The 19452-nt window shown below is 64.3% G+C and carries 13 protein-coding genes; 4 read left to right on the top strand and 9 right to left on the bottom strand.

Annotated features, from left to right (window positions below; translation table 11 throughout):
• Positions 1 to 79: 79 nt before the first annotated feature.
• Positions 80 to 4816, top strand: a complete 4737-nt coding sequence (gltB, locus tag MJ8_RS26805) for a glutamate synthase large subunit (protein ID WP_201411627.1) — start codon at positions 80 to 82, stop codon at positions 4814 to 4816.
• A 142-nt stretch (positions 4817 to 4958) separates the two neighbouring features.
• A complete protein-coding gene (locus MJ8_RS26800; protein ID WP_201411626.1) occupies positions 4959 to 6413 on the top strand; it encodes a glutamate synthase subunit beta in 1455 nt (484 codons plus the stop codon).
• Between the two features lie 152 nt (positions 6414 to 6565).
• On the opposite strand, the gene MJ8_RS26795 is transcribed toward MJ8_RS26800, so the two are convergent.
• From MJ8_RS26795 to MJ8_RS26785, 3 genes are all read right to left on the bottom strand, one after another.
• Positions 6566 to 6973, bottom strand: a complete 408-nt coding sequence (locus tag MJ8_RS26795) for an MAPEG family protein (protein ID WP_225248055.1) — start codon at positions 6971 to 6973, stop codon at positions 6566 to 6568.
• An 87-nt stretch (positions 6974 to 7060) separates the two neighbouring features.
• Positions 7061 to 8275 carry a DUF459 domain-containing protein gene (locus MJ8_RS26790; protein WP_201411625.1) on the bottom strand — a complete coding sequence of 405 codons (1215 nt, stop codon included), beginning with the start codon at positions 8273 to 8275 and terminating at the stop codon, positions 7061 to 7063.
• 113 nt (positions 8276 to 8388) lie between these two features.
• Positions 8389 to 9609, bottom strand: a complete 1221-nt coding sequence (locus MJ8_RS26785) for a lytic murein transglycosylase (protein WP_201411624.1) — start codon at positions 9607 to 9609, stop codon at positions 8389 to 8391.
• A 236-nt stretch (positions 9610 to 9845) separates the two neighbouring features.
• Between MJ8_RS26785 and galU the strand changes: the two genes are divergently transcribed.
• Positions 9846 to 10751, top strand: a complete 906-nt coding sequence (gene galU, locus MJ8_RS26780) for a UTP--glucose-1-phosphate uridylyltransferase GalU (protein ID WP_201411623.1) — start codon at positions 9846 to 9848, stop codon at positions 10749 to 10751.
• Between the two features lie 60 nt (positions 10752 to 10811).
• Here galU and MJ8_RS26775 read toward each other — a convergent pair whose 3' ends face one another.
• On the bottom strand, positions 10812 to 12611 hold the full coding sequence (locus tag MJ8_RS26775) for an outer membrane beta-barrel protein (protein ID WP_201411622.1): 1800 nt from the start codon (positions 12609 to 12611) through the stop codon (positions 10812 to 10814).
• Between the two features lie 160 nt (positions 12612 to 12771).
• On the opposite strand from MJ8_RS26775, the gene MJ8_RS26770 reads away from it, so the two are divergent.
• A complete protein-coding gene (locus MJ8_RS26770) occupies positions 12772 to 13773 on the top strand; it encodes a KpsF/GutQ family sugar-phosphate isomerase (RefSeq protein ID WP_201411621.1) in 1002 nt (333 codons plus the stop codon).
• 154 nt (positions 13774 to 13927) lie between these two features.
• Here the strand turns inward: MJ8_RS26770 and MJ8_RS26765 are convergent, their stop codons facing one another.
• From MJ8_RS26765 to MJ8_RS26745, 5 genes are all read right to left on the bottom strand, one after another.
• The gene (locus tag MJ8_RS26765) at positions 13928 to 14392 is read right to left on the bottom strand and encodes an NfeD family protein (RefSeq protein WP_201411620.1); all 465 of its coding nucleotides are present in this window, start codon (positions 14390 to 14392) and stop codon (positions 13928 to 13930) included.
• A 23-nt stretch (positions 14393 to 14415) separates the two neighbouring features.
• Positions 14416 to 15366, bottom strand: coding sequence for an SPFH domain-containing protein (locus MJ8_RS26760; protein WP_201411619.1), 951 nt, complete (start codon positions 15364 to 15366; stop codon positions 14416 to 14418).
• A 136-nt stretch (positions 15367 to 15502) separates the two neighbouring features.
• Entirely contained in the window at positions 15503 to 16567 is a 1065-nt protein-coding gene (hemH, locus tag MJ8_RS26755) for a ferrochelatase (RefSeq protein ID WP_201411618.1), read from the bottom strand.
• Positions 16568 to 16708: 141 nt separating this feature from the next.
• Positions 16709 to 18808: a bifunctional metallophosphatase/5'-nucleotidase gene (locus tag MJ8_RS26750; RefSeq protein WP_201411617.1), complete on the bottom strand. Its 2100-nt coding sequence runs from the start codon at positions 18806 to 18808 to the stop codon at positions 16709 to 16711.
• A gap of 190 nt (positions 18809 to 18998) precedes the next feature.
• Positions 18999 to 19373 (bottom strand): hypothetical protein, encoded by a 375-nt coding sequence (locus MJ8_RS26745; protein WP_201411616.1) that lies wholly within the window; start codon positions 19371 to 19373, stop codon positions 18999 to 19001.
• Positions 19374 to 19452: the final 79 nt, after the last annotated feature.

Genomic DNA, 19452 nt, shown 5'->3' with positions numbered 1-19452 from the left:
GGGGAAGCATTCGCGCTTCCCAAGGCAAACCAGCGCCCTGAAACGGTCAGGGCCGAGGTGGAGAACGGAGGATAGGACAATGACGGAACTGACGCCATCTGCGATCAACGGCCAGGCCGCGCAGACGAAAGCGGCAGCCGTTAAAAATACCGTCCTGACCAAAGCCGGCCGAACCACCAACGGCCCTGTCGCCCAGGGCCTCTATGATCCGCGCAACGAGCATGACGCCTGCGGCGTCGGCTTCATTGCCAACATGAAGGGCGTGAAGTCGCACGGGATCGTCGAGGACGGTCTGGCGATGCTGGAAAATCTCACCCATCGCGGCGCCGTCGGCGCGGACCCGCTGGTCGGTGACGGCGCCGGCGTGCTGGTGCAGATTCCGGACGCTTTCTTCCGCGAGGAAATGGCGGCCAAGGGCGTCGAACTGCCGCCGGCAGGTCAATACGGCGTCGGCCATTGGTTCATGCCGCAGGACCCGGCACTGCGCGCCCATATCGAAGAGATCATCGCCGAATCGGCGCAGTCGGAAGGGCTGCCGCTTATCGGCTTCCGCGATGTGCCGGTCGACAATTCGTCGCTGTCGAAGGCGCCGGACATCGTCGCCTCCGAGCCGTTCCACCGGCAGGTGTTCATCGGCCGCACCGCCGATATCCCGGATGACGAGGAATATGAGGCGCGGCTCTATCTGCTGCGCAAGGTGATCTCGGGCCGCATCTACGCCGAGAACGACAACAAGGATGTCGGCGCCTATTGCGTGTCGCTGTCGGCGCGCACCATCGTCTACAAGGGCATGTTCCTGGCCTACCAGGTCGGCGCCTATTACAAGGACCTCAAGGATCCGCGCTTCGAGACGGCGCTGATCCTGGTCCACCAGCGCTTCTCGACCAACACCTTCCCCTCGTGGAAGCTGGCGCATCCCTACCGCATGGTCGCCCACAACGGCGAGATCAACACCGTGCGCGGCAACAACAACTGGATGGCGGCGCGCCAGGCCTCGGTCGATTCCGAGCTGTTCGGCAACAACATCTCGAAGCTGTGGCCGATCTCCTATGAAGGCCAGTCGGACACGGCGTGTTTCGACAACGCGCTCGAGTTCCTGTTCCAGGGCGGCTATTCGCTCACCCACGCCATGATGATGCTGATCCCGGAAGCCTGGGCCGGCAACAAGCTCATGGATGCCGACCGCAAGGCTTTCTACGAGTATCACGCAGCACTTATGGAGCCGTGGGACGGCCCGGCGGCGGTGGTGTTCACCGACGGCCGCCAGATCGGCGCCACGCTCGACCGCAACGGCCTTCGTCCGGCACGCTACATCGTCACCGACGACGACCGCGTCATCATGGCGTCGGAAGCCGGCGCCCTGCCGGTGCCGGAGGAAAAGATCGTGCAGAAGTGGCGGCTGCAGCCCGGCCGCATGCTTTTGATCGACCTAGCCAAGGGCCGCATCGTATCCGACGAGGAGATCAAGTCGGAGATCGCGATCAGGCATCCCTACAAGACCTGGCTCGCCAACACGCAGCTCATCCTCGAAGACCTGAAGCCGGTCGAGCCGCGGGCGCTGCGCAAGGATGTCAGCCTGCTCGATCGCCAGCAGTCATTCGGCTACACGCAGGAAGACACCAAGCTTCTGATGGCGCCGATGGCGACCACCGGCCAGGAAGCCGTCGGCTCGATGGGCACCGACACGCCGATCTCGGCGATGTCGGACAAGTCGAAGCTGCTCTACACCTATTTCAAGCAGAACTTCGCCCAGGTCACCAACCCGCCGATCGACCCGATTCGCGAGGAACTGGTGATGAGCCTGGTGTCCTTCATCGGGCCGCGGCCGAACATCTTCGACCTCGTCGGCACGTCGCGCCGCAAGCGGCTCGAAGTGCGCCAGCCGATCCTGACCAATGGCGATCTCGAGAAGATCCGCTCGATCGGCCACACCGAGGACCGTTTCGACACCAAGACGATCGACATCACCTACGCCTCCAACGAGGGTGCCGCCGGCATGCAGGGCGCCATCGACCGGCTTTGCGAGCGGGCCGAGGCGGCGGTCGCCGGCGGCTACAACATCATCATCCTGTCCGACCGCCAGGTCGGGCCCGACCGCATCGCCATTCCGGCCCTCCTGGCGACGGCGGCGGTGCACCATCACCTGATCCGCAAGGGCCTGCGCACCGCGGTCGGCCTCGTCGTGGAATCCGGCGAGCCGCGCGAGGTGCATCATTTCTGCTGCCTGGCAGGCTACGGCGCCGAGGCGATCAACCCTTATCTCGCCTTCGACACGCTGCTCGACATGCACAAGCGCGGCGAGCTGCCTGAGGAAGTCGACGAGTACGAGGTGGTCTCGCGCTACATCAAGTCGATCGGGAAGGGCATCCTCAAGGTGATGTCCAAGATGGGCATCTCGACCTATCAGTCCTATTGCGGCGCGCAGATCTTCGACGCGATCGGGCTGAAGTCCGATTTCGTCGAGAAGTATTTCACCGGCACGGCGACGCTGATCGAAGGCGTCGGCCTGGATGAGATCGCCGCCGAGACGCTCAGCCGCCACTCGGACGCCTTCGGCAGCGATCCGGTGCTGCGCAACAGCCTCGAAGTCGGCGGCGAATATATGTTCCGCATGCGCGGCGAGGCGCATATGTGGTCGCCGGATGCGGTCGCTACCCTGCAGCATGCCGTGCGCCAGGGGTCCTGGGACACGTTCAAGGAGTATTCGGCGCAGATCGACAGTGCGACCGCGCGGGCCCAGACCATCCGCGGCCTGTTCAAGATCAGAACAGCCGAGGAAACCGGCCGCAAGAAGGTCGCGATCGAGGATGTGATGCCGGCGGCCGAGATCGTCAAGCGCTTCTCGACCGGGGCGATGTCGTTCGGCTCGATTTCCAGGGAAGCGCACACCACGCTGGCGCGCGCCATGAACCAGATCGGCGGCAAGTCGAACACCGGCGAGGGCGGCGAAGAGGCCGACCGCTATCTGCCGCTGCCCGGCGGCGGCAAGAACCCGGAACGCTCGGCGATCAAGCAGGTCGCCTCGGGGCGGTTCGGCGTCACGGCGGAATATCTGGTCAATTCCGACGTCATGCAGATCAAGGTCGCGCAAGGCGCCAAGCCCGGCGAGGGCGGCCAGTTGCCCGGACACAAGGTCGACGCCACCATCGCCAAGGTCAGGCACTCGACGCCCGGCGTCGGCCTGATCTCGCCGCCGCCGCATCACGACATCTATTCGATCGAGGATCTGGCGCAACTGATCTACGACCTGAAGAACGTCAATCCGGCAGCCGACGTCTCGGTCAAGCTGGTGTCGGAGGTCGGCGTCGGCACGGTCGCGGCGGGCGTCGCCAAGGCGCGCGCCGACCACATCACCATCTCCGGCTATGACGGCGGCACCGGCGCTTCGCCGCTGACCTCGCTCAAGCATGCCGGCAGCCCGTGGGAAATGGGCCTTGCCGAAACGCATCAGACGCTGGTGCTCAACGGCCTGCGCAGCAGAGTGGCGCTGCAGGTCGACGGCGGCTTGCGCACCGGGCGCGACGTCATCATCGGCGCGCTGCTCGGCGCCGACGAGTTCGGCTTCTCGACCGCGCCGCTGATCGCGGCCGGCTGCATCATGATGCGCAAGTGCCACCTCAACACCTGCCCGGTGGGCGTGGCGACGCAGGATCCGGTGCTGCGCAAGCGCTTCAAGGGCACCCCGGAGCACGTCATCAACTTCTTCTTCTACGTCGCGGAAGAGGTGCGGGCGCTGCTTGCCGAAATGGGCTATACCCATCTCGACCAGATCATCGGCGACACCGATCTCCTGGAAAAGCGCGACGTGATCCAGCACTGGAAGGCGCGCGGGCTCGACTTCTCGAAGATGTTCTACAAGCCGGATGCGCCGCATGAGGCGCTGCACTGGACCGAACGGCAGAAGCACCCGATCGACGACGTGCTCGACCGCAAGCTGATCGAACTGGCCAAGCCCGCGCTGGACGCCAAGCAGCCCGTCACCATCGAGCTGCCGATCCGCAATGTCGATCGCTCCGCCGGTGCCATGCTGTCAGGCGAGGTCGCCAAGCGCTTCAGGCACAAGGGCCTTCGGGAAGACACGATCCAGGTGAAGCTTACCGGCACTGCCGGCCAGTCCTTCGGTGCGTTCCTGGCCCGCGGCATTTCGTTCGAGCTGGTCGGCGCCGGCAACGACTATGTCGGCAAAGGCCTGTCGGGTGGCCGCATCGTCATCCGCCCGCCGGAGGAAGCCAAGATCGTCGCGGCCGAGTCGATCATCGTCGGCAACACGGTGCTCTATGGCGCCACCGAGGGCGAGGCCTATTTCGCCGGCGTCGCAGGCGAGCGTTTCGCCGTGCGCAATTCGGGTGTGGCCGCCGTCGTCGAAGGCGTCGGCGACCACGGCTGCGAATACATGACCGGCGGCATCGTCGTCGTGCTGGGCAAGACCGGGCGCAATTTCGCGGCCGGCATGTCGGGCGGCGTCGCCTATGTACTGGACGAGAAGGGCGATTTCGCCGAGCGGTGCAACATGGCGATGGTCGAGCTCGAGCCGGTCCCGGAAGAGGACGACCTGATGGAGAAGCTGCTCCACCACGGCGGCGACCTCGACCACAAGGGCCGCGTTGACGTGTCGGGCGACATGACCAGCCATGACGAGGAACGGCTCTACCAGCTGATCTCGAACCATGTCCACTACACGGGCTCTGTGCGCGGTCGCGAGATCCTCGATAACTGGCAGAACTTCCGGCCGAAATTCCGGAAAATCATGCCGGTCGAGTATCGCCGCGCGCTGATCGAGATGGAACGCATGCGCATGAGCGTGGCAGCGGAATAGTTTCGGGCATGGCCGGGAAAATGACTTCCCGGCCGGCATCCTCACCAACAATCCTGACCTCGGACTTGGTTGCCATGGCAGCCTTAAGGGGTTAACGGGTGCGCGACAAAAAAGCGTGCCTTCGGACAGCAGGGACTGGACTATGGGCAAGGTAACAGGCTTTCTCGAGATCGACCGGCAGGTGCACAAGTACCAGCCCGCCTCCGACCGAATCCGGCATTTCCGCGAATTCACGCTGCCGATGTCGGACAAGGAGGTCGAGAAACAGGCCGCGCGCTGCATGGATTGCGGCATTCCGTTCTGCCATGGACCGACCGGCTGCCCGATCCACAACCAGATCCCGGACTGGAACGACCTCGTCTACAATGGCGACTGGGACAGCGCGATCCGCAACCTGCACTCGACCAACAATTTCCCGGAGTTCACCGGCCGCATCTGTCCCGCGCCTTGCGAGGAAGCCTGCACGCTGAACCTCGAGGACATTCCGGTCGCGATCAAGACGGTCGAGCAGGCGATCGCCGACAAGGCCTACGAGACCGGCCACATCCGCCCCTATCCGCCGGAGAAGAAGACCGGCAAGCGGGTTGCCGTCATCGGTTCCGGTCCGGCCGGCATGGCGGCGGCGCAGCAGCTCGGCCGCGCCGGCCATGACGTGCATGTCTATGAGCGCGAGAGCCGTCCCGGCGGGCTGATGCGCTACGGCATTCCCGACTTCAAGATCGAGAAGCACTATATCGACCGGCGCATCGAGCAGATGCAGGGCGAGGGCGTCACCTTCCATTGCGGCGTCAATGTCGGCGTCGACATGAAGGTGGCCGATCTCATCGAGGAATTCGACGCGGTGCTCTATTGCGGCGGCTCCGAAACGCCGCGCCCGGCCGGCATTCCGGGCAGCGACCTCAGCGGCGTCTATGACGCCATGCCCTATCTGGTGCAGCAGAACCGCCGTGTCGGCGGCGAGCCGATCCAGTCGGTGGCCTGGCCCTCGCACCCGATCATCGCCGGCGGCCAGCATGTCGTCGTGGTCGGCGGCGGCGACACCGCATCCGACTGCATCGGCACTGCTTTCCGGCAAGGCGCGGTGCGCGTGACGCAGCTCGACATCCGTCCGCAGCCGCCGGAGAAGGAAGACAAGCTCGCGGTCTGGCCCTATTGGGCCACCAAGATGCGCACGTCCTCCTCCCAGGCCGAAGGGGCAGAGCGCGAATTCCAGGTGGCGACGCTCGAATTCATCGGCGAGGACGGTCAGCTGACCGGTGTGCGCTGCTGCGAGGTCGACGACAAGCGCAAGCCGATCCCCGGCACCGAATTCGTCATCCGTGCCGATCTCGCCTTCATCGCCATCGGCTTTGCCGGCCCGGCGAGCGACAGCCTGATGAGGGAGCTCGACGGCAAGATCAAGGTCGTCACCGACAGCCGCCGCTCCAGGAATGTCGAGGCCAACGACCGCGACTACAAGACCAACATCGACAAGCTCTATGCGGCGGGCGACGTGCGTCGCGGCCAGTCGCTGGTGGTCTGGGCGATCCGCGAGGGCCGTCAGGCGGCGCGCTCGATCGACGAGGCATTGATGGGATCGACGGTGCTGCCACGCTGAAGCGACGATCCGTTAGAGCGTTTCACCGTTTCACGGAAATGGTGAGACGTCCTAAAGCGTGTCGCGATCTTTCAGATTCGCTCCAAGCACGTTAAGTTTTGATTTTACGCATGTCTTCATCCCGAAATCGGTTCCCGCTTGGGAGGCATGCTTTAGCTGAGCAGCAGCTTTATCGCCCAATAGAGGCCGATAGCCATCTGGACTGCGAACGCCGAGAATCGAGCCTTGACGGCGATCGGACTTGTCGACGTCAGATGAATGGCCGACTGCATCAGCCGCGCGCCGAGAAACCAATATGCGAGCGGGTCGGTAATCGCGGTGCGCGAATTCATCATGGCCAGGGCCATGAGACCTCCGAATATGGGAAGGCCTTCGATGCAATTGGCGTGGGCGCGCGCCAGCCGCTGCAAGAAGGGCGAAAGGCCGGCATTGTCCGGTGCAAAGCCATTCGCAAGGACGCGGCCGCTCACCACGAGATGGGTGCGCAGGATTTCCATCCATATGAGCAATAAGAGGGTCCAAGTCACGAACCCAAGCAAGGCATAGCCCGTTGCCGACATATTCGTCCCCCGACTTTGACTTCGGCCAAAATCCAATAATGCCATTGTTCGGCTCGGCGCGAAATTGCCGCTACGCCGGAACGTCGGTCAAGGAGTTGCCGGTGTCGGGCCGGATTCGACAGCTGCCGTCGCCGGCGGCTTCGGCGGCCAGGAAAAATCGTCGGCGCGGCCGGGCGAAGCGGTCGGCGCCTTGCCTTCAAGGATCAGCTTTTCGCCGGGAAGGTTCGGATCGGCCCTGGCCGGCTGCGCGGCGCCGAGCAGTTCGGTGCCGCCGTCGAGTGACGGGTCGCCGAGCAGCATCGGCGGGGTGCGGTCGACGATGACGGGTGCGGCGGCCGGCTTCGGCGCCTCGACCGGGGCGCCGGCCGGCGCCGACACGGTCGTGACGCTTCCCGGCGCCGCCAGGCCGAGTATCTTTGCCAACGGCTTTTCCGTGTAGAAAGCGAGCTTGCGCTTGCCGGCCTTGGTGACGTTGATGCCGTCGTCGGAACGCAGCCGTACCGGCTGGCCGTTGATGTCCGGGCCGGAGGTGACGAAGGCGCCGTTCTCGTCGACGAAGCCGTCCCATACATCGACGAATTCGCCACCGTGTTTCTCGGCGGCCGAGTGATAGATGTCGTTGAAGGCGAGCATGTCGGAGTTCATCTTCGACACACCGAAAGCCGGCATGCCGACCCACAGATACGGCACCTTGGTTTCCTGCAAGGCCTTGCCGAGCGCATCTGTGCGGCGCTCATATTCCTTGGTCCAGTTCTCCGAGCGCGGCTGCTCGCGCACGTCGCCGACCTTCATCTGCTGACGATCGTTGGAACCCAGCATGACGATCACGGCCGCCGGTTTCTCCGTTTCGATCAGCGATTTTATCTGGGCCGGCCAATTGTAGACGTCGTCGCGAACGAAGCCGGACGAACCGTTGGCGCGGGAGACGATCCGGACGGCGGGATTGTCGGCAAAGGCCGTGTCGAGGCCCTCCGCCAGTCCGCCCGCCAGAAAATCGCCGACCACCAGCACGACCCGGGCGTCGTTGGTCTTCTCGACGATCGGCGTTTCCGGTTCCGCCGGCGGGCGCGGCTTTGGTTTCTTCTTCGGCTTCGGCCTCGGTTTCTGAACTTCGACCGGGGGCTCGATGCGTTCGCTGCGGCGCGGGAACAAAAGGTCGCGCAGCGACCAGCCACGGCTTTCCTCCTGCGCGAACGCTGGGGCGTGGAAAGCGCCGGCCACGGTGACGACAAGCACGGCAAGGGCGAGAATCAGGACGGGCGCCCGGCGAATACTCTGCCTGATACGCGCAACCGAAACCAAACACCTCTCCATCCCTTGGCGCATGACCAGGCAGACGCGGCAAGTCATGCGCAAGCCGAAGCGCTACAGCATCCTAGCCGTCTTTGAAAGGACGCCTGGCGCTTACGCGGGCTCTACTGCTTGCGGAGCCATTTGAGCACTTCCAGGCTCGGATAGCCATCCTGCGTCAGGCCGACCTTTGCCTGGTAGGCCATGATGGCGGCTTTCGAGCCGTCGCCGATCTTGCCGTCGAACTTGCCGTCGTAGTAGCCATGCTCGGAAAGCCGCTTCTGCAGTTCCTGCCGCTCCTCGAAGGTGAGCTTGGTGAAGGGCCGCTGCCAGTCCTGCACGAGGCCGGTGCCGCCGGCGATCTCATCGGCGAGCAGGCCGACGGCCAAGGCGTATTTGTCGGCATTGTTGTAGGCCTTGATGACCGAGAAGTTCCTGATCATCAGGAAGGCGGGGCCACCCCGGCCGTCCGGCACTTTCAGCGTCGCCTTGTCGGTCAGGTTCCTGAACGGCTTGCCGTTGGCCCTGACGACGCCGAGCGCCTGCCACTGCGCGATCGTCTTTGCGCCGCCGGGCAGCTTGCCGGCCGGGATGGTGACCTCATAGCCCCAGGTCTTCCCGGCCTGCCAGCCGTTCTTCTTGAGCAAATTGGCGGAGGTCGCCAACGCGTCGGGGATCGAATTCCAGATGTCGCGCCTCCCGTTGCCGTCCATGTCGACCGCATAGCGCTGATAGCTGGTCGGGATGAACTGGGTCTGGCCCATCGCGCCGGCCCAAGAGCCCATCAGATGGCTTTCGTCGATGTCGCCGGTCTGCAGGATCTTCAGCGCCGCGATCAATTGGGTGCGGGCATATTTCGAACGCTTGGGATCGCCATAGGCGAGGGTCGCCAGCGAACGGACGACGTTGCGCATGATGTCGTCGCGCTTGAGCGTCTCGCCATAATTCGATTCCATCGACCAGATGGCCAGAAGGATGTTGCGATCGACGCCGAACCGCGCCTCGATACGGTCGAGCCACGGCTTCCATTTGCGTGCCATCGCCTGGCCGTTGGCGACCGCCTGGTCGTGCACACGATTGTCGAAATAGTCCCAGGCGGGCGCGGTGAATTCCGGCTGGGTGCGGGCCTTTTCCAGCACGACCGGGTCGGGCTCGATGCCTCTCATGGACTGGTCGTAGACAGCACCCGAAACGCCGCCCGCCACCGCGGTGGCGCGGAAGCCTGCGACCCACTGGCGGAATCCGGCATCGGCGAAAGCAGGCCCGGCGGGCATCAGCAAGGCCAGCGTGAGGCCGGCGGCCGTCACCAGTGCCGTCAGGCGCCTCGCGGTGTTGCGAACGGACATCATTTCCTCCTTCGTCAATTCAGGAAGGATCATTCAACGCCGAACCGGGTTAGTATTTAGTTTACCATAGGCGCCGCCGGGAACGAAAAGAGGTGCAACAGCTTTTAGCCTCCACATTCACCGCTCGCCGTTAATCCGACATTTCGGCGTGAAAATGATTCCGGCGCGAAAATGTTCGGGGGGATTGCGGAGCGTGCCGCCGAGCGGATAATTGGCTCAAACGCAGGGGTGTCAGCATGAAGCGCGTTCGCAAGGCAGTTTTCCCGGTTGCAGGTCTCGGCACGCGGTTCCTCCCGGCCACCAAGGCCATCCCGAAGGAGATGCTGACCGTCGTCGATCGGCCCGTCATCCAATATGTGGTCGACGAGGCGCGCGAGGCCGGCATCGAGCATTTCATCTTCGTGACCGGGCGCAACAAGGCGGTCATCGAGGATCATTTCGACGTCCAGTTCGAACTCTATGACACGCTCGCCCAGCGCGGCAAGGACGACCAGCTCGCCCGCCTGCAGCGGCTGCAGCCGGCGCCGGGACAAACGAGCTTCACGCGCCAGCAGGTGCCGATGGGCCTCGGCCACGCCGTCTGGTGCGCCCGCGAGCTGGTCGGCGACGAACCGTTCGCGTTGCTTTTGCCGGACATGATCATGCAGTCGGAAAAGAGCTGCACGAGGAGCATGGTCGAGCTCTATGCCGAGACCGGCAACAACATCGTCGCCGTGCAGGAATGCGACCCGGCGGAAGCGCACAAATACGGCATTGTCGGCCGCGGCGAGGACGCGCATCACGGCTTCCGCATCACCGGCATGGTGGAGAAGCCGAAACAGGGCACCGCGCCCTCCAATCTTTACATCAACGGCCGCTACATCCTGCAGCCGGAGATCTTCGGCATCCTGGAAAGCCAGGAACGCGGCGCCGGCAACGAGATCCAGCTGACCGACGCGATGCTGAAGTTGGAGAAACAGCAGCCCTTCTACGGCTATCACTACAAGGGGCGCACCTTCGATTGCGGCTCGCCGGAAGGTTTCGTCGAAGCCAATGTCGCCTTCGCGCTGTGGCGCAGCGACATGAACGGAAGCATGGCCGGCGTCATCCGCACGCTGCTGGACGAGATACGGCCGGCGGAGCGCCGCGGCGCGGCGTTTTAGGCCACGGCGGTTTCGCCACTTCGGCCCGCGCGTTCGCTTCAGCTCCGAGGATGAGAGGCGTCAGCGCTGGACCTTCAGTCCGAGATAGACGCTGTTGGCCGTATAGTCGCGCCCAGGCAGGTTGCTGGTCAGCTTCTCGGTCCGCATCCTGGTGGTGAGGCCGGCATAGCGGTTCAGCCACCACGTCAGCCCGGCCTCGGCGCTCAGGATCAGATCGTGGCCGTCGGAGCCGGTGTAGTCGCGCCAATCGAGGCCAAGCGCCGAGTTCGCCGTCAGGTTGGCGCGGATTTGCCGCTCGCCCGTCAGCCGGCCGGAGTAGAGGATGTCGCCGCTCTGGCCCGCCGTCGTGGTGGTCTCGACATCGGTCTTGCCGGTGAGCCCGATGATGGTGCCGCGTTCGGGCGACCATTTAAGGTCGGCATTGATGGACGGCCCGGCGATTGCCGGAAGGCGGCTGTCGTCGAGCGCCTCGCGCAACCAGCCGACGGAGAATTCGCCCGATAGCTTCTCGCCCATATCGAGCTCGACGCCGGCGCGCGCCCCGAGCCGCTTCGATGAGCGCTCAAAGCCATCGGTGTCGAGACGCTGATCATAGACCCTGCGGCCGAGCTCGACTTCCGTGAAGGGCGTCAGCGCCGGCGAGATCTCATAGCCGGTGCGCAAGGTGGCGGTGTAGAGCGTGTTGTTGCGATCCTTCTGCGAGATGGTGGTGCCGTCCGAGAGATTGGCGTCGCCGTAGAAGTCGTGCGAGACCGCGCCGGTCAGCGCGTAACGCATCTTGCCGACACTCTTTTCGAGACCGAGGCTGCCGTCCACGGTCTGGCGCAGCGGCTGCGAGGTGACGCCGGCGATCGCATCCGGCGAGGACGCCGATTCGGGCGCCGCTTCGTAGCCGAGCTTAGCGATGGCGCGCAGCTCGTTGTCGAGATCGACATTGAGCTGGCCTTCGATGCGGCCCTGCGCGTCGTTGATCTTTTCGCCCGAGACGGTGTTGCGGAACTGGCCGTAGCCGGTGATCAGAGCCGAATTCTCACGCCAGTCGGAGGTCGCGGTGAAACGCAGCGCCGTCTCGGACAGAACCGCGGATTTACCTGTGCTGCTGGAATCGGCGTTGGACGTCGCGGTGAAGCCTTGCTCCAGCGTCGGCCGGAACACAAAGGTGCCGATCCGGACGCCGGGAGCAGCGAAGGGATCCTCCTCCGGCTTGGCCTTCTGGCCATCGATCGATCCGGTGCGCTCCTGGCCCGGGTCGAGCTTCTGCTTGTCGACACTGTCGATGCTGACGGCGCGGCGATTGCTGCCGTCGTCCTCAGCCGCTGCCGCATCAGCCTTATCGCCTGCGGAGGCGGTCGCGGCAGTGGTGGTGCTGTCGATAGCCCCGCCCGCCTTCTTCTTGGCTTTTTTCTTGTCGGCGGTCTTGGTGCTCGCCTTGGTGTCGGTCTTGGCGCCCTGGGCACGTTGAGCAGCCGTAGAGGGCTGGCGCCGTTTTGCCGGTTTCGTCGTATCGGCCAATGGATCGTCCGTTGCCTGCGGCTGGTCGAAGATGCTGTCCGTGGCGCCTGCCGTCTGGTCGTCATCGGGAACGGCGCCGGGGCTTGCCGGCTGGTAGGTTGCCGGCGCCGTGTCCTGGACGGCTGCGGCGGGCGCGTTCTGATCCAGCGCGCCTTGCGCTCTCAACTGTCTGGCCTTGCGCTGCTGGTCGGCGAGTATGGCCGATTCGGAGACCTCGCCGCGCAGTTCGGTTTCCTGCGAAAATGCAGGCGCCGGGCGCAGCAAGGCAAGCGCGCTTGCCGTCAGCAGCAGTGCTGCAACGGCAATGCCCTTCCGACCGGTTTTCGTTTCAGATTGGCCCCCGGACATCGTCACCACTGCTTGCGCGGCGCGGTTGCGCCATACTTACCGAACCGTAAATGCGGATGGTTAACGGAGGGTTGAGAGAGACGCCTCGGAGCCCCTGCAATCGGAGGCCTAAGGCAAATCTGTTGGACAGGAGCGCGGCAAAGCGCTAATCGCTTCGCCCATGCATGCGGGGTCCCCAGAAAGAAAGCGGCCGGACGGGCAGGCTGCGATCGAATCGGCGCTGAGAACGGTGGCGACGGAGCAGGCCGGTGTGGCGGCCCTTGCCGCCGCGCTCGCGGATGGGCTGTCCGAGCCTTTTGCCGCCGCGATCGACCTGATCTCACGAATCGAAGGTCGCGTCATCGTCACCGGCGTCGGTAAGAGCGGCCATATTGGCTCCAAGATCGCCGCCACGCTTGCCTCGACCGGCACGCCAGCCTTCTTCGTCCATCCGGCGGAAGCCAATCACGGCGATCTCGGCATGATCGCCCGGGACGACGCCATCATCGCCATGTCCTGGTCGGGCGAGAGCAAGGAATTGATGGGCATCGTCGCCTATTCCAGGCGTTTTTCCATCCCGCTGATCGCCATCACCTCGGGCGAGAGTTCGGCGCTGGCGCGGGCTGCGGACGTAGTGCTGCTGCTGCCTATCGTGCCGGAGGCCTGTCCGCACGGGTTGGCGCCGACTACCTCCGCCTTGCTGCAGCTCGTCATGGGCGATGCGCTGGCGATCGCACTGCTTGAGGCGCGCGGTTTCACGCCGGATCATTTCCGCACCTTCCATCCGGGCGGCCAGCTCGGTGCCAATCTGACGCAGCTGCGCGAGATCATGCATGTCGGCGAAAGACTGCCGCTGGTGCCGTCGGGAACCGGCATGCGGGAGGCGATCCTGGAATTGTCGCGCAAAGGTTTCGGCTGCGTGGCGATCACCGCCGCCGACGGCACGCTGGCCGGCATCATCACCGATGGCGACATTCGCCGCCACATCGCCAGCGATCTTCTGTCCATGAGCGTCGATCAGGTAATGACGAAGAAGCCGAAGACGGCGAGCCCGGACACGCTGGTGGCGACGGCGCTGCAGACGATCAACACCTCCGCCATCACCAGCCTGATGGTGGTCGAGGGCGGGCGCCCGGTCGGATTGGTGCATCTGCATGACCTGCTGCGCATCGGCGCGGCGTAGGATGCATCCATATTCAGGTGAGGCCCGCCTGCAAAAGGCGGCTTCCTGCGCTTCCGGTGCTCACGTACGAAAAGTACGCTCCGCTCCGGTTCTCGGAAACCGCCATTTTCGATCCGGCCGGATCCGAGTCTTAACGCATCCTTGGACGCTCGGATCAAATCGCCTCGACGGTCAGTTCCAGATCGGTATCCGCCGCGCCGGTCACGCGCACCTGCGTGCCGACCGGCAGGTCTGGACCTGAGACCCGCCACAAGGTGTCGCCGAGCCGGATGCGGCCACGGCCGTTCTTAATCGGCTCGGCCAGGGTCGCCGTGCGGCCGATCATCTGCGCGCCGCGGCGGTTGAGCAACGGCTGGTCGACGCTGCCCTGACGGCTGACCGCGATCTGCCGGCCGACATAGGCCGAGACGACGGCCAGCACGAGGAAGGCCAACACCTGGACCTGCCAGGTCCAGAACGCCGCGTCCCAGATCGCCAGCGACACCGCGCCGACGATCAGCGCCGCGATGCCGATCCACAGCATGAACACGCCTGGCGCCACGACTTCCATCACCAGGAGCAGGATGCCGAGAACCATCCAGTTCCACGGTCCGAGCTCCGAAACGATGCTGTCGATCATTGACGGTCTCCTAAGGGATCACATCAGTTGTCTGTCGGCCGCACGACCGGCGGGCGCGAGCCCTGCCGCTGCGGGCCGGAAGGCCCGTCGCCCTTGAAGACCTCGCGGGCGATCTCGCCGATGCCGCCGAGCGAGCCGATCAGCGACGAGGCCTCGAACGGCATCAGCACGATCTTGTTGTTGCTCGACGAGCCGATCTTCGCCAAGGCCTCGGTGTATTTCTGGGCGACGAAGTAGTTGATCGCCTGCACGTCGCCCTTGGCGATGGCTTCCGACACGACCTGCGTCGCCTTGGCTTCCGCCTCGGCCGAGCGCTCGCGCGCCTCGGCGTCGCGGAAGGCGGCTTCACGGCGGCCCTCGGCTTCGAGGATCTGCGATTGCTTGAGACCTTCGGCGGCGAGGATCTGGGCGCGCTTGTCGCGCTCGGCCATCATCTGGCGGCCCATCGATTCCACCAGATTGGCCGGCGGGTTGATGTCCTTGATCTCGACGCGGGTGATCTTGATGCCCCACGGGTGCGCCGCCTCGTCGACGACGCGCAGCAGCCGCTCGTTGATGGCGTCGCGGTTGGAGAGCAATTCGTCGAGGTCCATCGAACCCATGACGGTTCGGATATTGGTCATGGTGAGGTTGAGGATGGCGTTCTGCAGTCCGGCGACCTGGTAAGCGGCCTGGGCGGCGTTCAGCACCTGGTAGAAGGCGACGCCGTCGACCCCGACGATGGCGTTGTCGCGGGTGATGATCTCCTGCGTCGGGACGTCGAGCACCTGCTCCATCATGTTCATCTTGGCGCCGACGCGCTCGAAGATCGGGTTGATGATGTTGAGGCCGGGAGTCAGCGTCTTGGTGTAACGGCCGAACCGCTCCACCGTGTAATTATAACCTTGCGGCACCGTCCTGATGCCCTTGAAAAGCAGAATGATGACCAGGAAAACAAGAACAATGATGGCAATATCGAAACCGCTGAAGCCCATTTCGTTTCTCCCTCAAAAGGCGGCGACCTCACGGAATCACTTAAGTATGTTTCCGCAATGTTACAATCGGGTGATCAGGAACATTGGTTAGCGAAGGCTTTTGCGCAGCAGCTTCAAAGCCTGTCGGTGAAGCCGGTCACACCCAGCCCGAAAGCTCGCGCCGGACCAGCGCTTCGATGACCGCCATGCCCTCGGCGCTGTCGTTGAGACAGGGAATATGGGCGAAGTTCTTGCCGCCGGCGTGATGGAAGGTTTCGGCCGCCTCGCGGCCGATCTCGTCCAGCGTCTCGATGCAGTCGACGGAAAAGCCCGGATTGACGACGGCGATGGATTTCACGCCGTCCTTGGCCAGTTTCTCGACCGTGACGTCGGTATAGGGTTGCAGCCATTCCTGCGCGCCAAAACGCGACTGGAAGGTGGTGATGAGCTTCTTCTCGTCCCAGCCGAGCCTTTCCCGCAGCAGCCGCGTCGTCTTGAGGCAATGGCAATGGTAGGGGTCGCCCTTCTCGAAATAAGGCTTCGGGATGCCGTGATAGGACGCGACAACCACCTCCGGCTTGAAGTCCAACGTCCCAAGGTGCCGCTCGATCGAGTGAGCGAGCGCGTCGATATAGATCGGCTCGTCGTAGTAGGGCGGCACGCTCCGGATCGCCGGCGCGTTTCTGATCTTCATCAGCGCGCGGAATAACTGGTCGTTGGCGGTTGCCGTCGTTGTGGCTGAATATTGCGGATAGAGCGGGAATGACAAAATGCGGTCGCAGCCCTGGTCGACGAGTTTTTGCGCGACGCTTGCCGTCGAAGGATTGCCGTAGCGCATGGCCCAGTCGACCACCACGTCGGGCAGGTCGGCGAGCGCGGCGGCCAGCTTCTCGCTTTGAGCGCGGGTGAACGTGCGCAGTGGCGACTCGTTCTTTTCCCTGTTCCAGATCCTGGCATAGTTGGCGCCGGACTTTTTCGGCCGGGTGGTCAGGACCAGGCCGTAAAGGATCGGATACCAGATCGCCTTGTTGAGCTCGATGACGCGCGGGTCGGAGAGGAATTCCCTGAGATAGCGCCACATCGGCGCAAATTCGATTCCATCGGGTGTGCCGAGGTTGATCAGCATGACGCCGACCTTGCCGTGTTTCACCGCAGGGTGGCCGGCAGGCAGCAGCCCAGCGGTCCTCGCGGTCTTGACATCGGTGGGGCTGGCAAGCGTCATCAACGGTCTCCGGTAGCGCCGCGAAACTAGCGATGCCCTGCCGGTTTTCAATGCCGCGTCTGGCCGCACCTTATCGTGTTTGGGCCAGGAAAAGGAACACCCGCCCGTTTCCGGGCGGGTGCCGTGAATTCCGGTGGCCGCTTACTTCGCGGCGGGCGGAATGGTCAGCGTCGCGCCGAGCGGCAGGCGGCGCGGCTTGAAGTCCCTGTTGGCTTCGGAGATGAGCTTCCACTTGGTGGCGTCGCCATAGGCTTTCTTGGCGAGGTCCCAATAGGTATCGCCGGCGGCGACGGTGTGGCTGGCCTCGGTCGGCTTCGCTTCGGCGGCCTTGCCCGGTTCGGCGGCGGGAGCAGGGGTTGCGGGGGCAGCCTCGGCAGGCTTTGCCGGCTCCGCAGCCGGCTTCGCGGTCTCGGTGGGCGCGGCCGGGGTGCTCTCAGCCGAAACGGCCGGCGGCGTGCCGGCAATGTCGCTGGAACCGGAAGGCAAAGCCGGCATCGCCGGTTCGCCGCTTGCCGGCGCAGCCTCGGCCGGCTTTGCGGCCTCGGCCGCAGGCGCCTGGGTGGCGGCGGGAACGGTTTCGGCAGGCTTTGCCGGTTCGGCGGGTTTGGCCGGCTCGGCCGCCGCCGTCGTTGCCGCGATCTCGGTGATGCGGCCGTCGAGCTTCGGCGTGTAGGGCCGATGCGCGCCAAGATAATCGGCCACCACCTGCTCGAGGCCTGGGCCGTAGTCATAGGCGTCCGTGGCCTTCTCGGCGAACACCTTGTAGCCGTCGCCGCCCTGGCGGACATAGTTGTTGGTGGCCACCAGATACTGCTTGTCGGGTTTGATCGGCGTCCAGGCGCCGTTCTCCATCACTTCGACCGATTTGACGCGGCCGGCATTGGGCGCGACCGACTTGTCGAAGGAATATTTGAGGCCCGCCACCTGCGGGAAGCGGCCGGCGCCGTCCTCAACCTGGCTGAGACCGCTTTCGAGGCCCGCGACAAGGTCCTTGCCCGAAATCTTGAAGGTGGCCAGCGTGTTCTGGAACGGCAGCACAGTCAGCACCTCGCCCATGGTCACTGTACCCTGGTCGATCGAGGCGCGCAGGCCGCCGCCGTTCGAGATGGCGATCTCGACGCCCTGGCCCTTGGTGCGATCGAGGATGGCGTCGGAGACGAGGTTGCCCATTTCGCATTCGCGCGCGCGGCAATTCTCGCGGCTGCCGTCGATCGCCTTGGTGGTCTCGGCCACCTCCTTGTTCTTCAGCGCCTCGATCGGCGCGCCGAGTTCCTTGATGCGGGCAAGGACAGCGGGATCGGGCGCGATCGACTTGTCGAGATAGATCGGGGCGCCGCTGGCTTCCTTGACGTTGCCGTTGTCGTCGAACACGACCTTGAACTCACCGAGATATTTCGAATAGGACGCCGCCTGCACGACGGGCACCTTGTAGCCGTCCGGGTTGTCGACCATCGTCGGGTACGGTCCCTCGGCCTTCGGGTCGGTGTTCGACAGGAGCGTGTGGCTGTGGCCGCCGACCACCACGTCGATGCCCGGGATCTTGGCGATGACGTCGCGCTCGCGCCGGTAGCCGATGTGAGTGACCGCGATGATCTTGTTGATGCCCTGCGCCTTCAACTTCTCGACCTCGGCGGTGATCGCCTTGACGTCGTCCGTGATGGCGATGTTCGGACCGGGCGAGGCGAGTTCCGGCGTGTCGTTGGTGACGGCGCCGACGATGCCGATCTTCTGACCGCCGACCTCGACGACGATCGAAGGCTTGATCTTATCCTTGGCGCCGGACTTGTCGTTGGGCACGACATTGGCGCTGACGACCGGGAACTTCGCCTTGTCGAGAAAAGGCACCAGCGCGGTCTCGCCGTCGTCGAACTCATGATTGCCGAGCGTCACCGCGTCAGGCTTGATCTGATTGAGGAATTCCTCTTCCACCGCACCCTTGTAGGTGGTGTAGAACAGCGATCCCTGGAAGCTGTCACCGGCATTGAGCAGCAGCACATTCTGGCCTTCGAGCTTCTTGCGCTCCTCGGCGATTGCCGTGATCAGCCGTCCGGCGCCGCCGATGCATTCGCCTTTGGTCTCCTCGTCGGCCGAACAGGTCGATTCGTATTTGTTGTTGCCTTCGATGCGGCTGTGCCAATCGTTGAAATGCAGGATGTTCAGCGTGTAGTCGGCAAAAGACATGCCTGCTGACAGGCCGAGCGCCGAGGCAGACAGGGCTAGGATCGCGGCAATCTTCTTCATTTTCGTCTCCCCGATGAGCTGACTGGGACGTGCTTAACGCCCTCGCTTGACTGGAAAATAACAGTCAGCCTCGGATCATGTTCACATCGGGTTCCAGCCGATGCAAGTAGAAATCAGGGAGATGTTTGCCGGCATAAAAAGGACGGCGGCTCGCGCCGCCGTCCCCCTGTTAGCGAGGCATTCGCCTGCCTCAGGCCCGGCGCGTCAGCACGAAGTTCTGGCCGCTGGCGCTGGTGCAGTTGAGCTGGCTGGTGGAGACCATCAGGCAGTTGAAGCTGACCGGCGTCTGGCGGATCAGCGAGGTGCCGTGGATCTCGACCGAGGTCGCCCCGGTCATGGTGTAGCTGCCTTCCGAAAGCTTCTGGCCGGTGTCGGTGGCGACGGTGGTGAACTTGCCACCCGCGAAGGTCGAAAGGCCGGTACCCTTGGCGTCGATCCAGTTGCCCTCGACGCCTTTGGGTGCGGCGGCGGGCAGTGGCTCCGACGGTCCGGTGGTGGTGCAGGCGGCCGCAGCCAGCAGGCTTGCCGCGGCGCCTGCCGAAAGCAGTTTGCGCGCAATGGTCATTTTCGAAAATCCTCTCCTCAGTCCGCATCCTTCAATCGCCCGATTTCCGGGCGATTGCAAGGCGGTGAGGCCGGTCAGA

This window comes from Mesorhizobium sp. J8, assembly GCF_016591715.1.
In the GTDB taxonomy this organism is placed as follows: domain Bacteria; phylum Pseudomonadota; class Alphaproteobacteria; order Rhizobiales; family Rhizobiaceae; genus Mesorhizobium.
The sequence above is the reverse complement of the archived record's forward strand: the minus strand, read 5'-3'. Positions and strand labels throughout refer to the sequence as shown.

What these genes read in the sequence shown, in the direction of transcription:
- MJ8_RS26765 (WP_201411620.1), bottom strand. Translation starts at nt 14,392, where the DNA reads ATGATCGACAGCATCGTTTCGGAGCTCGGACCGTGGAACTGGATGGTT.
- hemH (WP_201411618.1), bottom strand. Translation starts at nt 16,567, where the DNA reads ATGACGCTTGCCAGCCCCACCGATGTCAAGACCGCGAGGACCGCTGGG.
- MJ8_RS26775 (WP_201411622.1), bottom strand. Translation starts at nt 12,611, where the DNA reads ATGTCCGGGGGCCAATCTGAAACGAAAACCGGTCGGAAGGGCATTGCC.
- MJ8_RS26760 (WP_201411619.1), bottom strand. Translation starts at nt 15,366, where the DNA reads ATGGGCTTCAGCGGTTTCGATATTGCCATCATTGTTCTTGTTTTCCTG.
- galU (WP_201411623.1), top strand. Translation starts at nt 9,846, where the DNA reads ATGAAGCGCGTTCGCAAGGCAGTTTTCCCGGTTGCAGGTCTCGGCACG.
- MJ8_RS26770 (WP_201411621.1), top strand. Translation starts at nt 12,772, where the DNA reads ATGCATGCGGGGTCCCCAGAAAGAAAGCGGCCGGACGGGCAGGCTGCG.
- MJ8_RS26750 (WP_201411617.1), bottom strand. Translation starts at nt 18,808, where the DNA reads ATGAAGAAGATTGCCGCGATCCTAGCCCTGTCTGCCTCGGCGCTCGGC.
- MJ8_RS26785 (WP_201411624.1), bottom strand. Translation starts at nt 9,609, where the DNA reads ATGTCCGTTCGCAACACCGCGAGGCGCCTGACGGCACTGGTGACGGCC.
- MJ8_RS26745 (WP_201411616.1), bottom strand. Translation starts at nt 19,373, where the DNA reads ATGACCATTGCGCGCAAACTGCTTTCGGCAGGCGCCGCGGCAAGCCTG.
- gltB (WP_201411627.1), top strand. Translation starts at nt 80, where the DNA reads ATGACGGAACTGACGCCATCTGCGATCAACGGCCAGGCCGCGCAGACG.
- MJ8_RS26800 (WP_201411626.1), top strand. Translation starts at nt 4,959, where the DNA reads ATGGGCAAGGTAACAGGCTTTCTCGAGATCGACCGGCAGGTGCACAAG.
- MJ8_RS26795 (WP_225248055.1), bottom strand. Translation starts at nt 6,973, where the DNA reads ATGTCGGCAACGGGCTATGCCTTGCTTGGGTTCGTGACTTGGACCCTC.